At 47.0% G+C, this 16,341-nt stretch carries 11 protein-coding genes; 2 read left to right on the top strand and 9 right to left on the bottom strand.

Features of this window, described 5'->3' with window-relative positions; genetic code table 11:
* Nucleotides 1-12 precede the first annotated feature (12 nt).
* The 4 genes from H3V00_RS06560 to H3V00_RS06545 are packed head-to-tail and all read right to left on the bottom strand — an operon-like array spanning nucleotide 13 to nucleotide 5,779.
* A complete protein-coding gene (locus H3V00_RS06560; RefSeq protein ID WP_198207219.1) occupies nucleotides 13-1,605 on the bottom strand; it encodes an ABC transporter ATP-binding protein in 1,593 nt (530 codons plus the stop codon).
* Entirely contained in the window at nucleotides 1,602-3,203 is a 1,602-nt protein-coding gene (locus H3V00_RS06555) for an ABC transporter ATP-binding protein (RefSeq protein WP_198207217.1), read from the bottom strand. Before H3V00_RS06555 ends, H3V00_RS06560 begins: the two co-directional genes overlap by 4 nt.
* A gap of 54 nt (nucleotides 3,204-3,257) precedes the next feature.
* Nucleotides 3,258-4,133 (bottom strand): isochorismatase family protein, encoded by an 876-nt coding sequence (locus tag H3V00_RS06550; RefSeq protein ID WP_100125051.1) that lies wholly within the window; start codon nucleotides 4,131-4,133, stop codon nucleotides 3,258-3,260.
* A gap of 32 nt (nucleotides 4,134-4,165) precedes the next feature.
* Complete coding sequence (locus H3V00_RS06545; RefSeq protein ID WP_198207215.1) at nucleotides 4,166-5,779, bottom strand: (2,3-dihydroxybenzoyl)adenylate synthase; 1,614 nt, start codon at nucleotides 5,777-5,779, stop codon at nucleotides 4,166-4,168.
* 221 nt (nucleotides 5,780-6,000) lie between these two features.
* Between H3V00_RS06545 and H3V00_RS06540 the strand changes: the two genes are divergently transcribed.
* Entirely contained in the window at nucleotides 6,001-8,865 is a 2,865-nt protein-coding gene (locus H3V00_RS06540) for a condensation domain-containing protein (RefSeq protein ID WP_198207213.1), read from the top strand.
* Nucleotides 8,866-8,926: 61 nt separating this feature from the next.
* Complete coding sequence (gene basC, locus H3V00_RS06535) at nucleotides 8,927-10,243, top strand: putative histamine N-monooxygenase (protein WP_198207211.1); 1,317 nt, start codon at nucleotides 8,927-8,929, stop codon at nucleotides 10,241-10,243.
* Between the two features lie 57 nt (nucleotides 10,244-10,300).
* Here basC and H3V00_RS06530 read toward each other — a convergent pair whose 3' ends face one another.
* From H3V00_RS06530 to H3V00_RS06510, 5 genes are all read right to left on the bottom strand, one after another.
* Entirely contained in the window at nucleotides 10,301-12,565 is a 2,265-nt protein-coding gene (locus H3V00_RS06530) for a TonB-dependent siderophore receptor (RefSeq protein ID WP_198207209.1), read from the bottom strand.
* A gap of 112 nt (nucleotides 12,566-12,677) precedes the next feature.
* Nucleotides 12,678-13,664: a siderophore ABC transporter substrate-binding protein gene (locus H3V00_RS06525; protein ID WP_037394172.1), complete on the bottom strand. Its 987-nt coding sequence runs from the start codon at nucleotides 13,662-13,664 to the stop codon at nucleotides 12,678-12,680.
* A complete protein-coding gene (locus tag H3V00_RS06520) occupies nucleotides 13,661-14,437 on the bottom strand; it encodes an ABC transporter ATP-binding protein (RefSeq protein ID WP_198207207.1) in 777 nt (258 codons plus the stop codon). The genes H3V00_RS06525 and H3V00_RS06520 overlap by 4 nt, the downstream gene beginning before the upstream one ends.
* Nucleotides 14,434-15,381, bottom strand: a complete 948-nt coding sequence (locus H3V00_RS06515) for an iron chelate uptake ABC transporter family permease subunit (protein WP_078474416.1) — start codon at nucleotides 15,379-15,381, stop codon at nucleotides 14,434-14,436. Before H3V00_RS06515 ends, H3V00_RS06520 begins: the two co-directional genes overlap by 4 nt.
* A complete protein-coding gene (locus tag H3V00_RS06510; RefSeq protein ID WP_198207205.1) occupies nucleotides 15,378-16,319 on the bottom strand; it encodes an ABC transporter permease in 942 nt (313 codons plus the stop codon). The genes H3V00_RS06515 and H3V00_RS06510 overlap by 4 nt, the downstream gene beginning before the upstream one ends.
* Nucleotides 16,320-16,341 lie beyond the last annotated feature (22 nt).

The following is a 16,341-nucleotide window of genomic DNA, read 5'->3' as shown; positions in this document are numbered from 1 at the left end:
CATATCTGGTGTTTATGTAATATTCGGCGATAAATCCAGAGTCAGGGTAGGCTGCCACGGAGCCGCACTGCGATGCGACACAAAAATAAGGGTACGGGACTGGCTGAGTATAGTATCAATCAGTTGTTGTTCCGTGCTTTCATCCAGTGCTGATGTGGCTTCATCCAGAATCAGTATCGGCGCATGCTTAATAAGAGCACGGGCAATGGCTACGCGCTGTTGTTCGCCGCCGGATAGGGCAGAGCCCTGCTGGCCGACATGTTGGTGAATGCCTTCATCCGTCCGGTCGATAACTGTTCCCAGCATACATTGTCTGGCAATAGCTTCGATTTCGGCGTCACTGGCGTCAAAACGGCCGATGCGGATATTGTCTGCCAGAGTGCCGGTAAAAATAATCGGGTTCTGAGCGACATAAGCCATATTGTCTGTCAGTGTCTGATAAGACAGTTGAGGCAGAGGAATGCCGTCTAATCTGATTTCACCCATAGCCGGATCATCAAAGCGCAGGCATAGTTGCAGCAAGGTACTTTTGCCACTGCCGCTAACACCGGCGACATGTAAGCGTGCACCTTCGGGGATATCCTGATTAATGGTTGACGAGCCGGTGATACAGTTCAGATTATGCAGAGATAACTGTGCATGCTTCGGGGTGCGCGTTTCTTCTGTTTCAGGCAGTACCGGCGGATGGGTAAGTTGCTGAAAGTGGCGCAGTGAGCTGATTAAATCATTAATGCTCAGACCGGCAGTAGCCAGTGCACTTAATGGTGCGCCGGCGCGCCCCATCAGTAATAATACAGCCAGTATCAGATATTCATCGTTCTGAGCGGATAAAATACAATAAACCGCCATACCTGCCATGGGCAGCACATTAGCTAAAGTAGCTATCAGCGTTGCACTGGCTGCACTGCAGTTAATTTTGCTTAGCAGGTTTTCCTGAGTGCTCCAGCGCTGCCGGATAGTATCCAGCGCATGAGCCGATCCTGCGGCTGTACGCAGCAGAGTAAGGTGTTCAACCAGTTCAATGGTTGCCGTGGTGCTGTCCAGTTCGGTCTGATGGCGTTGTGCATCAGTTTTATTTAAAGCATATTGTGCCCATACTTGTAATAGTAAGGACAGCAATATCATCGCCAGTGCAGCTAACATGATGCCTGTACCGGCAACAAAGGCCAGCCCGATACAGATAAACAGGGGCAGACAGGGCGCATGTAAAAAGGTCTGCAACTGATGTGCCGGAATGCTCATGAAATTCGGAATTTCCTGTCCGGCAGTTTTACTGATAACCGCACGGCGCTGGTCATTAAACCAGGATAATTTAGCGCTGGACAGAGAACGTCCCAGTGCGGCAAATAAATCTCCGGCCAGACGTACGCCGGTAAGAAAGCCGTTACGGGTAACCAGTACTGTAATCACTATGGCTATAGCAGCACTAATCACTACCCACAGTGGCGACTGCTGATTTACTATAGCCAGAGCCAGTATGGTGTAAGCACATGCTTCCAGTACGGCAACCAGTATCCAGCCGATGCTGACAGCAATCAGGCGGGGTCTGGTGGCGGCTGGTATGGTTTCAAAAAGGGAGTGTTTGTTGCCGGCTGCTGTATTCATGCCTCGCTCCTTAATGCTTCCAGTACCAGTTTTGCATCGGCTTTATCGGCCAGAGCCGGCTGGTGAGTAACAATGATAATGGTTTTATGCGCAGTATGAGCCAGTTCCTGCAAGGCCTGAAATATTTTCCGAGCATTCTGATCATCCAGCGCACTGGTAGGCTCATCCATTAAGATAATTTTTGCCTGAGTGAGAAAAGCCCGTGTAATGCAGATACGCTGCTTTTCTCCGCCGGACAGGGTACGGGCAGGTGTTGATAAATCCAGATTCAGATTGGCTCTGGCCAGAGCCTGCTGCATGACTTCATCACTGGCATCAGGAGCAGTTAAGGCCAGATTGGCACGAATCGTATTGTCTAAAACGTCATATCCTTGCGGAATAAACAGAATCAGCCGGTGGCGGGTGTCGTCATGTAATGCAGACAGATCGGTCTTACCCAGTTGAACAGTTCCGGATGTCAATGGTATGTATCCGGCTAATGCATTGAGTAAAGTAGTTTTACCTGTTCCGCTGGGACCGGTAATAGCGGTAATGGCACCGGCGGGAAATGTGAAGCTGAGTTTGCGTAAAACCGGCTGTTCTTCCTGAGAAAAAACTGCATCATGCATAGATAATACTGCCGGCTCCGACAGATGATTTATGGTTCCGGCCGGTAATAATGGCTGATGTAAAAATTCGGTCAGACGTTTGGCAGCAGCGCGTCCGGCTCTGATGTAATCAATACCATGCCCGAGACGTAATGCCGGTGTCACAATGGCCAGACTGAATAACAGAGTGGCAGCCAGAGTAGTGGTGTCCTGTGTATAACTGACCCAGTAGCCAATGGCAAATGTCGCTACTGCCTGTAACATAGCAGTGGCTATGGCTGCCGGCGTGGCCGCCTTGGCTACCCAGTGCACCATATTGTGGGTAAATTTTTCAGTTGCTTCTGTATAGGCAGTTAATGCGCTGGAATGCTGCCCGTAAATACGATAAACCGGAATCCCGCGTACATATTCATCGGCCTTATTAATGATATCCAGCATTACCTGCATACGTGCGGTACCGTCACGCCGGGTCATGCGCGGTATGATGATGAGATAATAAACCGAAGCAATCAGTCCGGGTAATAATACCCATATTGCCGATATGCCGATAAAATAAATAAGGATACCGATGGATAAAAGCGGAATAACCGTGAATACGGCAATCTCACCGGGTAAATGAGCCAGCATATGATGCAAACTGGCAACATCATCGGTTAGCAGCTGTTTAAGTGTCTGCTCATTCTGTTTAGCCAGTATATTGGACGGCAGGCGGATTAAATGCTGTGCCACTGTCCGGCGTAAAGCCGCCGCAAAGCGGCTTTCTGCCTGATGTGCCAGCCATGAGGACAAGGCCGTAAACAATGCGGCCAGCAGCCAGCTGACCAGTGCATAATTCAGCCAGCACCAGCTCATGTTATCGATAAATTTAATGATAAACCATAGCCCTGCCAGCATGGCGATACCGGCAATTACAGCGGCAAGTGTACCGCTTATCAGCCCGGGCAGGGCTACCCGCCACTGATGAGCCAGACCGGGCGGTATGCTCTTGCCGGATAGATTTAAGTCAGTCATGTTTTATGTTCCTAAAGCTGTATGCAGCGTCCGGCTAATTATTTGCAGCCAATGCTAGGCTGAAACAGTTTTATTTTGTTTTTCAATGAGCTGCCACCAGTTGTTTAGTGAAGGCTGCTGACCCAGTACATCATAGCCAATATTGATGTCATACTGTTTCAGTTCTGCGGCAAATTGCATAATGCGTAAAGAATCCAGACCGTAGAGAATCAGGTTTTCTTCGGGGTTAATGGTTTCTTCCGGTATTTCCAGTAATGTCTGAACTTTTTGTGTCAGCCATGCACGGGTAAGACTATTTGTTGCCGGTAACAATGCCTCTGTAGTAGTGACCTGCCCGCAACAGCCGGCAACATAATTCAGTGCTTGCTGGTGTTGCTCCGCTGAGAAGTCAGCCAGTGCATCAGCTACAAAAAATACCTGAATATCCTGCATAAATGCTTCTGCAGCGGTAAGCATACAGCCGATATGTGCATAAACACCACCGATAATCAGCTGATCACGCTGCCAGTTATGCATGTGTGCCAGTAAATCTGAACGCTGAAAAGCGCTATAACGCCATTTGGTCAGTATGGTATCTTCCGGACGTGGTGTCAGGGCGTCAATTATTTTCTGCTCTTCAACAGGTGCGGTAGTAATACCCGCACCCCACATATCATTCAGCAGCGCCCGTTGCTGAGGATTCTGCTGATGCGGCTGGGCGGTATACACCACGGGAATCTGTTGCTGAGCAGCCCAGCTGCGCAAACTTTGCAAATTCTTTATCATTGTCCGGATGAGTGTGCTGTCCTGCTGATAAAAATTCAGAAAATAATTCTGCATGTCATGAATTAATAATACAGAGCGTGCAGTATCAGCTTCCCAGTTGGTTTTGTTTTGCGGGATTTGTGCCAGAGCAGGCATCGGATAATCATCGATTTGTTTGATAGTCATGCTGTCTCTCGTTTCTCATTCTGATAATTATTTCAGGCAGGATTTTGCTGAAAGGTTTCACGTAAGCGTTTTTTGTCGGTTTTGCCGACGGCAGTAAGCGGCAGGCTATCAACAATGCATACCTGATCAGGCAGTTTGTAATGAGCAATACCCAGATTGAGCAGATGGCGTTTCAGGCTCAGAGCAGTTAAGTGCTGATTCTGTGACACAATAAATGCACAGCTCTTTTCACCAAAACGTTCATCCGTAATAGCCACCAGTGCGGCTTCGGTAACATCAGGATGGGTAATCATCAGTTTTTCAATTTCTTCAGCAGCAATTTTTTCGCCACCGCGATTAATCTGATCTTTAACCCGTCCCACCACTTTCAAATATCCGTTGCTGTTACGCTGTACCAAATCACCTGAATAATAAAAACCTTCTGTATCGAAAGCCTGTGCATTGTGTTCAGGGCTCTGGTAGTAACCGCGAAAAGTATAGGGACCGCGTGTTTTCAGCATACCTGTTTCTCCGGCAGGCACTTCGTCACCGTTTTCATCCACCACTTTTACTTCATCATCCGGGCTGATAGGACGCCCCTGAGTGGTGACAATAAGCTCTTCGCTGTCATCCAGCCGCGTATAGTTCACCAGTCCTTCCGCCATCCCGAATACTTGCTGCAACTGACAGCCGAAAACATTTAATACCTGTCGTGCCACTGATTCCGGGAAACTGGCACCGCCTACCTGAATTAATTGTAGTGAGTGCAGCTTTTCCAGTTGTTCAGGTGCCTGCTGTAACCACATAGATACGGCACTGGGTACAAGCGAAGCCATGGTCACCTGATGCTGTTCAATCAGGCTGAAACAGCTCAGCGGTTCAGGGCTTGCCGCCATTACCACACATCCGCCGGCATGAAATACACCCAGAGCGCCGGGTGAGCTCAGCATATAATTATGTGCTGCCGGCATGGCACAGAGTAATCGGGTATGCTGATTCAGAGCGCAGATTTCGGCACTGGCACGCACGCTGTAATCATAATCATTGTGCGTACGCGGAATGAGTTTCGGCGTACCGGTACTGCCGCCGGAAAGCTGGAAAAAAGCCACTTCATCTGCCGGCGTAGCAGCATAATGGCTGATATCAGAATGCGTAGTGGAATACCAGTCCGGCAGGCTTTCATCATCAGCAAAGGCATTGAGCATTAGAGTTAAAGCCGGCGCCAGCTGTAAAGCAGTCAGTTCAGTCAGAAAATCATTTCCGCTGAATACTTCATGCTGACGTGAAGCCACCAGCAGCCGGGGTTTAATCTGGCTGAAAAAACTCTTTAATTCATGCTGACGATGATTAAACAGTGCATTCAAAGGCACAATACCGGCTTTCAGCAGAGCAAAAAAGACAATATAAAATTCGGCAATATTAGGTAGCTGCACCAGTGCAGTATCACCTATACCAAAGCCCTGTGCGCTCAGTCGGGCTGCCAGATTATCGGAAAGCTGATTTAACTGCGCATAACTGAAATGCCGTTCACCACAGATAATGGCAGTTGACTGCGGAAACTGTCTGGCTGTTTGTGTCAGCACGCGGGTTAACGGCTGATCCAGCCAGTAACCTTTCTGGCGGTATTTCTGGGCTAAATCTTCAGGCCAGTGTGTATAGCTAATCATCTTATCAGCCTTTTTTCTATCTGTTAAACCAGCTGAATCAGACAAAAATATTGATTAATCAAAACAAATTGAATCATTCAACATTTTTCTGATGGTCTGTTCAGGGTTGCTGATTACGGTTTGCTGTAGTAATAAGTTTTAGTTAAATGAAACTAGTAATCATTTTCATTTAACTGTATCATCGTCAAAAACCGTAAATTTGTCAACAGAGTAAAGAAATAATGTGTGAACTTACTTCAATGCAGTCTGCATGCTGGTTTGGGCGTGTGCATGACGCCATGCTCGGTGGTGTGGCTGCGCATCTGTATACCGAATTCAATGGCACTCAGCTGGATTCAGACAGGCTCAGACAGGCAATTGAATGTCTGTACCGGCGGCATGAACTGTTACGTTTGCAACTGAATGCCGAAGGTGAAGTAAGAATCAGAGATACGCTGCCGCAAAATGTATTGGAAATAGATAATTTTTTACATTTATCCGAGGCGCAGCAGCAACAGAAACTTGAAGACAAACGCCGGCAATGGACACATCAGCAACTCAGTCTGGATGAAGGACAGACAGTGCGTTTTTCTGTCAGCCTTCTGGGTAATCAAGTTTTCCGCCTGCATATAGATGCCGATATGATTGCCGTTGATCCTTCCAGCTTCTGGATTCTGATGGAGGATCTGGCTCAGTTTTACGCAGACAGTACCGTCTGTCTGCCTTCACCGCCATCTTTTTATGACTGGCGCAACAGGATTCAGCAGGATCTGTACCAACGCCAGCAGCAACAGCGTGCTCGTCAGTGGTGGCTGTCACGCATGGATACTATTGCTCCTGCGCCTGCTTTACCTTTAAAGCAACCAACCCCGGCCGGAGCACAGAGCACACGCTTAAATGCAATTATCGGTGCAGAGCAGGCATTGCTGTTACGCCGGTTTGCCCGTCAGCAGCGGTTAACCTTGTCTGCTCTGATACTGGGCTTGTTTGCCTATACATTGGGCAAAGTCACCCATGATCGTGCTTACCGGCTTAATGTGCCGTTTTTCTGGCGGGAGCCGCTTTTGCCTCATATTGACCGAACCATTGGTGATTTTGCTGATTTGGTGCTGTTAAATGTTGATATGACTGAAACGCCTGATCTGGAAACTTTTTGCCGGCGTCTGGCGATTGAATGGCGGCAATGTCTGGATCACCGGCAATTCAGTGGTGTCAATGTAATGCGGCGTTTGTCACGTCATCATGCTACGCCGCAAATCGCACCGGTAGTATTTACTGCCGCAGTCGATTTACCTGAAAAAAATCTGTTCTCATCCAGGGTACATAAATATTTTGGCAGTATGGACTGGTGTATTTCACAGGGGCCGCAGGTGGCACTGGATGCACAGTTTGTGCAGCTAAATAATGATTTACTCATTAACTGGGATATTCGTCTGGATGCATTAGCCGATACATGGGTAAACGGACTGTTTGAACGTTTTCTGACTCTGCTGAATACATTGATTACGAAGCCGGAATATTTTTCACGCCCGTTAACTGAATTGAATCAGTACCTGAATATTACGGAACCTGATGAAAAAGCCACCCCTTTAAACTCTCTGCAAAAATCCTATTTGTCCGGCCGAAGTACTGCTTTTGCGCTTGGCGGTGTGGCGATGCAGGAATTTCGCGAATATGCCGGAACCCTGGATTTACCCGCATTCAGGCAGCGTCTGGCTGATATGGTACAGCATCATGCCAGCTTAAGAACCTATATTGATGTCAGGCGTTGTGTACAGTGGGTAAATCCGCAGGTAATTATTAATTTAACTGAAATCAATCTGTGTGGAGAAGAGTCGGCAGCAGCTACCGAAAAAATTGACAGTTTTCGCCGGCGTTATCAGCAGGAAATATTTGATTTACAGGAATCGCCGTGGGATATCACACTTTTTCAGTTATCCGCACAACAGTTTATTGTCTTTGCACGCTTTGATGCGCTGATTCTCGACGGACGGTCTATTGCAGCGCTGATGTGTGAGTTATTCACAGATACGGAGCTGAAAGAGGCGCCACTGCTGTCTGAAAACAGGCAGCAACCGGATAGTCAGACTTATAACACAGCACTTGCCTACTGGCAGGCACAGTTGCAGCCTGTTACGAGCATTCCGCAATTACCCTGGAAACAACCTTTAGCGACACTGGAAACTTCACCCTATCAGCGACAAAGCGCCGTATTGCCTGCACAGATATTCGATAAATTATGTCAGTCAGGTTTACGGCAGGGACTCTTTAAAAATTCCTTATTGATGGCTTTGATTCTGGCGGTATTAAATCGCTGGCAGCAGACATCCGGCCTGCTGTCGGCAGCGGTACCGGTTTTGCCGCTGTATGAGGGCGAATTATCCAATCAATCCACTTTTGTTGTGGTCTGCTGGTCATCCGCAACCGGATTTATCGAACAGGCGGCTAAATTACAAAAGAATATGCTGGACGGTTTGCAGCATCTGGCCTTTTCCGGTGTGGACTTGGCAAGATTACTATTTGAGCAGCATGGCGAAGCACCGGTTTTACCAATCGTTATTACTAATGGATTATCGTGGCCGGTGTTACCGGCGGGTAGCGCAGTTCATTATGTTAACGGGTTAACTCAGACACCGCAGGTAGCGATAGATATTCGCTTTATGCTCAGTGATGACGGCGCATTGCTGTTTAATATTGATTTTGCACAGGCTGCCATAGATGCAGCCATCATTCACGATTTTCTCGCAGTTCTGGTCAGCGTCTGTCAGCAACTGGCAGATCAGGGTCTGGAAAATATTGATTCCGTATTAAATCAGACATTATCCGGTATCACAATCAATCCGAATGGGCAGTGTGCTGATGCGCTTATCCGCCAAAGAGAACAATTAGAACATATTTACCGCGATACGCTGAATATCGAACAAACCATAGTTATTGAACATACCCGGCCATTCAGCCAGCTCGGATTACGCCCTGCGCATGTAAAAGAGATTACCAGCCGGATAAATCACAGTTTCAGACTGACTCTGAATCCACGCCAGTTAATCGGCTGCCGCAATATGAAGGAAGTAGAACAACTGATCCGGGCAGAAATGGATTCAGTATAAAAGCATTACATGTTGTAAATATTTAAATATTTAACTTTTTGTACATAGGGACGGAATAAACATGGATATAAAGCAAACGGATTTGGCAGGTATTGGGATTGGTCCTTTTAATCTGGGGCTAGCGGCATTATTATCTGGTCATCCAGAAGTCAATGCAGTATTTCTGGATAAAACGCCTACTTTTCACTGGCATGCTGGCCTTTTATTGCCCGGTACCACATTGCAGGTACCCTTTCTGGCAGATCTGGTTACCATGGCTGATCCGTGTCATCCCTTAAGTTATCTTAATTACCTGTGTCAGCAGGGGCGTCTGTATCAGTTTTACTACTATGACCGTTTTCTGATTCCGCGTCAGGAATATGATGATTATTGCCGCTGGGCAGTACGCCAGTTGCCATCCTGTCATTTCGATGCCTGTGTCAAGGCAGTAAGTTATGATTATCGTCAGGAAAGATTTATTCTCGAAAGTGAATCTTCATCCGGAGACAGACAGATATTTTCCAGTAAAGATATTGCTGTCGGCGTGGGTACCAAACCTTACCATCCTGAGTGGCTGAAAAACACCAGCCACCCGCTGATACAGCATTCAGCGCAATTTACCTATATGCAGAAACAATTGCAGGAATGTAAACAGGTTACCGTGGTCGGGGCAGGGCAAAGTGCTGCTGAATGTGTGCTGGCTCTTTATCGCGCATTGCAGCCGGAACAAATCCGGGCAGGTGCGTCAATCCGCTGGATTACCCGTTCTGCCGGTTTTCATCCGATGGAGTTTTCCAAACTGGGGCAGGAGTGCTTTACTCCGGTATATATGCGTTATTTCCAGACACTGACACCGCAGAAACGGCGTGAAGTCAGTGCTGGTCAGGGGCAGCTTTATAAAGGGATCAGCTTTGCCACCATTGGCGATATTTATGATTTATTGTACGAACGAACCATTGCCGGTGCACCGGCAGGGCTGACACTGTTTTCTAATTGTGACGTACAGTCGGTTGAAATACTGCCTTCCGGCGTAATTAATATGACCTGTCTGCATACCCAGCTTAATCAGCAACAAACCATTCAGACAGATGCAATTGTGGCAGCCACCGGCTACCATCATCAGTGGCCGCAATGGTTTGAAGAGCTGAAAGGCAGTGTTCTGCAAACAGATGAGCACAATGACTATCTGGTTAATGAAGACTTTACCGCTGTACGCTGCGATAGCGGTAAAGGGCGGATTTTTATTCAGAATGCCGAAATCGCCAAGCAGGGAGTTGGTTCCCCCGATCTGGGTATGGGCGCAACCAGAAATGGTGTGATTATTAATCAGCTTCTGGGCAGACAATATTACCGGGTACCGGAATACTCGGCCTTTCAGCAATATGGGTTACCGCAATAAACTGCCGCTTATAAAAAATCGCCCGAAAGGGCGATTTTTTAACAGGCCGGAAATTTTTTAAAAATCATACGAACCGGATAAAAGGAAAGTTCTCGGTGCACCTAAAGACAGATTGGACAGGCGCGGCATGCCCCAATATGCTTTGTTGGTTACGTTCTTCACTTCCGCGCGCAACGTAAACGGATGGCCGGATACTTTGGCATTGTAGCGGGCACCAATATCAAATACAGTATGGCCGGGTACCGATAAACTGTTTTCCTGATTCAGATATTGTTTGGATACAGCCGTAGCATTGGCAGAAAGAGTAACAATGCCGGCTGCGGCTTTAATATCCCACTCCGCACCCAGCTTACCCTGTACTTTAGCCACACCCGTAGCGATATTTCCTTCATTGGCATGATTTGCCAGTTTAGTCAGCTCCGGTTTAATGTAGCTGGCACCGCCTATCAGACGTACTGTTTCAATCGGCGAGGCTATAAACGTCCATTCAATACCGCGGTTGCGCTGCTGACCGCCGGATGTAAACTCATTGGTTCTCAGATCAGTATAACTATTGGGTTTTTTAATTTCAAATATGCTTAAAGAATTAACCAGATTGCCGTAATCCCATTTTACTCCCAGCTCAGTCTGCTTGGTTTTATACGGAGCAAACACCTTGGGATAATTAGCTGCTGTAATGGGGGCTGAATTACCCTTGGTCAAACCCTCAATATAATTGCCGTAAAGTGATACATGATCTGTGGCTTTAAACAGAATAGCCACGCCCGGAGTCAATGCGTGTTTTTTGTATTCAGTTAAAACAGGTTTACCCATCAGACTCAGATTATCACTTTTGACTTCCTGATAGCGCAGACCTAAAGTCAGCTGCAGTTTATCATCCATGAACGACATAATATCGGCCATCCCATAGCTTCTGAGCTGCAGTGAGCTTCTGGAAATTGGCGGAACATCAAAGGGTACAGACTTACCCCATGTCGGATCATACATATTGGTTATCCATGTAGCCCATGGAATACTTCTGACACCAAAATCATGCTGATTATGCTTGTAGTAAGTAGTATTAACTACCCATTGATGATTTACCGGACCAGTATCAAACTGACCTTTAAAGCCCACATCTGCTGATTTCTTGTCCAGATCAAATGCCAGCTGCGCCATTATGGTCTGAATGGTGCCTTTGTTATCCAGTAAATTGGCTGAAGTAGCACCATTGTATTTATAATTGGTTTTACTGCGCCCGAAAGCCGCATAAGCAGTAATATTGTTTGTAATATCAAATTCACCGCGCACCATGGCTCCGCGGTCTTTATTGCTGACATAAGACCAGTCGGGGTTAATCAGCGTTTTCGGATTTGGCGGTGAGGGTACTTTCATATTTTTACCCAGATTGATACCACGTACCACTCCATCCACCTTGTCATTGGCCATATAGATATCGGCAGAAACCCGTGCACGGTCGCCGCGCCAGTCCAACCCGACTGAACCGAGCTGGGTTTTCAAGTCCTGTTTTCTTACAGGGCCGGAGCCATCCTGATAAACCCCGTTAACCCGGATCCCGAACTGTTTGTTCTGTCCGAACCGGCGGCTGGCATCAATGGTGCCGCCCCATTGTGAATCAGACATATAGGTAGGCGTTATCCGCAGCAATGGTTCATTACCTGCGCGCTTGGATACCAGATTAACTGTGCCGGCAACAGAACCGGCAGGCGGCATACCGTTTAACAGTGCGGACGGTCCTTTCAATACCTCAATGCGTGAAAACATGGCCGGCGGTGTACGGTAATAGGGGGCAATACCAAATAAACCATTCATCGACATATCGTTGGTGTCGGACTGAAAGCCGCGGATATAGTAATTTTCACTCCAGCCGCCGATAGCGCCATTGGTAAATACCGAAGGGTCAGTAGCAGCAATGACATCAGTGACATTTCTTGCCTGAGAATCCTCAACGAATTTATTGGTATAGCTAACGGTATTAAATGGCGTTTCCATCGCAGTTTTATTGCCAAGAAAACCAAGACGGCTGTCTTTAGCCACAAAACCGCCGGAGTAAGTTGTTTTTCCGCCTGCTTCCACCACCACATCAGCCAGAACAGCTTCACCAGTGGATTGAGTATTCTCGGTAGCTGTTTTTTTCACTGCAGGTTTGGCTTTATCATCAGCCGGTTTCGCATATATAACCGGAGTGTAAAGCAGCATGGCGCTGGCAATACTCAATATCAGCGCTTTGGGTGAGGAAGTGACCGGATGCAGAAAATTTTTGCTTCGGTGTCTGACCGCAGGCAAAGTCTCTTGCCTGCGGTGATGTGCGTGTTTACCCATAGATTTCTCCTTGTTAACTAAACTCACGCAATACATTTAACGGATGGATTTATTGGTAGGGTCTGGTTTTCTTATTTATACAGCTTATTATTCTTATGTCATTGAAACAGAGTTATTGATAGCCTTTCATCACATCCTGCATAAGCAGTCGCATTGAAGTAGGGCTGGCTCCGGTGGTATACCATGCATCGGCATCCACAAAGACTACCCGGTTGTTTTTCCATGCTTTGGTAGCGCGTAATAACGGATTAGTTACCTGTGCAGCGCTAATCACCGGCTGATGCTCCATAACTGAGGTACGGTCAATAATGTACAGAATGTCCGGATCAGCCCGTTTAATAAATTCACTGGAAATCGGCTGTCCGTGCAGGCTGGTGCTGAGATCATTACTGGCCGGTTTGACACCCAGATCACTGAAAACGAAGCCATAGCGTGAATCCACCCCATAATTACTGAAAGAGCCATTGTTATAGAGTACTACCAGCGCTTTTTCCGGCCGGTCTTTAGTCACGGCACGAACTTTACTGACTTCCGTATCCAGCTCAGCAACCTTGGTGCGGGCTAAATCTTCACGGTTAAAAATCTTACCCAGAGTCAGCAGATGATTTTTAATGGTGTCCAGATGCCCGTGTTCGCTGTTATTGAAATTGATCTCATAATAGAGCGTAGGTGCAATCTGTGTCAGTTCCTGATAATGGTCTTTCTGAATCGGAGTCATTAAAATCAAATCAGGTTTCAGAGTATGGATACGTTCCATATTCGGCTGCACAATACCGCCTAAATCGGCAATATCATCATGATTCTGTTTGTATTTATCCAGAAAATGCGGAATAAAATCCTTGGGCATTCCGGCTACAGGCACATTTAACTGATCCAGAAAGTCCACTTCATTCATATCCATTGCGGCTACACGCTGCGGAATGTGATCAATTGTAGTCGTACCAAGCTGATGCTTGATAATAAGAGGCTCACTACGCTTCTGTACCGCAGACGAAGACGCAGAAACCGGCTTTTTATCACAGCCGGATATGGTCACCATTGTTGCTACTGCAATCAGCCCCAGTAGACTGACAGCACATTTTTTGAGTTTCCCGTTCATATTTTACCTTTCGACTTTTGAAAATACTGACAGACATAACCATGTTTATTGTGACTAATTTCAAAATCCAGCTCATACAGTTCACTCAGGCGTTCTTCAGTAATGACTTCCTGAGCAGGACCGCTGAAACTTAACTGTCCCTGTTTTAATGCGACAATATAATCTGAATAATTTGCAGTAAAATTAATATCATGCACCACCATAATCACAGTTTTCCGCTGCTCTTCACTCAGACGCCGGATTGCTGCCATGATTTGTACTGCATGATTCATATCCAGATTGTTTAAAGGTTCATCCAGCAGCAAAATCTTGGTTTCCTGAGCAATAGTCATCGCCAGAAAAGCCATTTGCCGCAGCCCGCCGCTTAATTCATCTATATACACATCACGCAGGGCACTGAGCCCCAGAAAATCGATTGCCTCGTCCATAACCTGATGGTCTCTGGCTGAGAGTACCCCGTGCCCGTAGGGAAAACGGCCGAACGACACCAGCTCCTTAACAGTCAGCCGCAAACCGAAATAAGGAGATTGCCGTAGCGTCGCGACCAGACGGGCATAATCAGCAATGCGGATGCCGGCAATATCCTGCTTATCAAACAGAATATTGCCTTTAGCCGGCGAAAGCAGCCGTGCCAGAATCATCAGCAGAGTGGATTTTCCTGCACCATTGGGGCCAATCAACGCAATCACCTGCTGCATCGGCAGCTCCAGATTAATATTGTTCAGCACCGGCCGATGACCATATACTTTGGAAATATTCTGAATAGAAATCATGCCATTCCTCGATGACGGACAATAAGCAGCAGAAAATACACCCCGCAAATCAGATTAATTAAGATACTGACTGTCGTTTTATAATTAAACACATGCTCCACCAGAATCTGAGCAATCAGAAACACCGCAATAGCTACCGCACTGGCAAATAACAGAATCCGTTTATGCTGATAATGGCCGGCGAAGGCATAAGCCATATTGGCAATAAATACTCCCATAAAGGCAGTCGGACCAACCAGACTGGTCGAAACAGCGACCAGTACAGCAATCAGACCGAATCCCCAGCGTACATAACGGGCATAATCGACACCAAGAGAAACAGACTGTTCCTCTCCCAGAGCCATCACATCCAGAGTAGTCAGATACGGATATCCCACCAGTCCTACAGCCAGCATGGCGACAAAAGCATATAAAAGCGTCTGCGTTTCGGAATGATTAAAAGATGCATAATTAATTCCCTGAAAAACAGAAAATTCGCCCGGGCTGATTTTAAGGACAATAAACTGCGTTAATGTGGTGATAACCATAGTCAGCACCATACCGAACAAAAGCAATAACCACAGACTGTGGCGTGCACGCGGCAGCAGATAATGATGAATAAGCCACGAATAAAACAGCATTAATCCGACTGAAGCAAAAAAATTCCCGTTCAGCCCCAGCAGCCCCAGACTGCTTTGCCCCAGAAAGAACAGCAGCAAGACCTGCCAGAACAGATATACTGCCTCATAACCCATAATTGCCGGAGTCAGAATCCGGTTAGTTACCAGCGTCTGGAACACCACAGACGAAACCGCAATACAAATACCTGCCAGCAAAATAGTAGCCAGACGCAGTAATCGCTTAGGCAGCACATATTCAAAATCAAGACCGGAATCAAACAGCATAAAAAATACCGCCAGTCCGGCAATACCGGCGCAAAGCAGCCAGAATTTGCGATTCATCATCGTAGCCCCCGTAAAATCAGCAGCAAAAAGACAATGCCGCCAACTGCACCGGCAGTAAGGCCAATAGGTATTTCAAAGGGGTAGATCAGCAAACGACCAGTAATATCACATCCCAGCAGCAGGCATGCCCCGCCCAGCGCGACAACGGGTAAAGTTCTGGCTAAATGTTCACCGTATTTAATCGCCACCAGATTCGGAATCACCAGACCGATAAAAGGAATAGAACCAACCGTAATCACCGTAGCCGCAACAGTAACTGATACCAGCATCAATCCAATAGCCACAGTTGTTTTATAGCTTACGCCCAGACTGGCAGCCATCTGTTGCCCCATACCCACTACAGTAAACCGGTTGGCAAATACATAACTCAGAATAATTACCGGCACAAGCACATACAGCAATTCATAATGCCCCTGCACCACACGGGAAAAATCACCCAGCAGCCAGCCCTGAACATTTTGTAAAAGATTATTTTTATAGGCATAAAACTCAGCTGCAGCACTTAAAACACAGCCATACATCAGCCCGATTACCGGAATCAGCACAATCTGCTGAAAGCGGATTCTGGCAATAATCCAGATGTAAATCAGTCCGGCAACAAAGCAGAACAGCAGAGCTGCCAGCATCTTACTCAGCACACCGGCAGAGGGAAGCAGTACCAGCGAAACCAGAATGCCGAGTTTGGCTGCATCCAGCCCGCCGGCTGTTTCCGGTTCCACAAATTTATTACGGACAATATGTTGCAGAATCACACCACCGATAGAAAGCCCCATACCTGTGAGCACAATCGCAATCAGACGGGGAAAGCGGCTGGCTTTGACAGTTAACCAATCAGCATCAGAACCGGACAGCAGACCTGTCCATGAAACCGGATCAGTGCCTACCAGCAAAGACACAATACATAAAACAATAAATACACTGATCAGAATACGGTACATCAGTGATATATCCTGCTACAGC

Origin of the sequence: Snodgrassella sp. W6238H11 (genome assembly GCF_016100525.1) — a bacterium.
In the GTDB taxonomy this organism is placed as follows: Bacteria; Pseudomonadota; Gammaproteobacteria; order Burkholderiales; family Neisseriaceae; genus Snodgrassella; species Snodgrassella alvi.
Note: the sequence above shows the minus strand (reverse complement) of the source record. Positions and strands in the feature narration are given on the sequence as shown.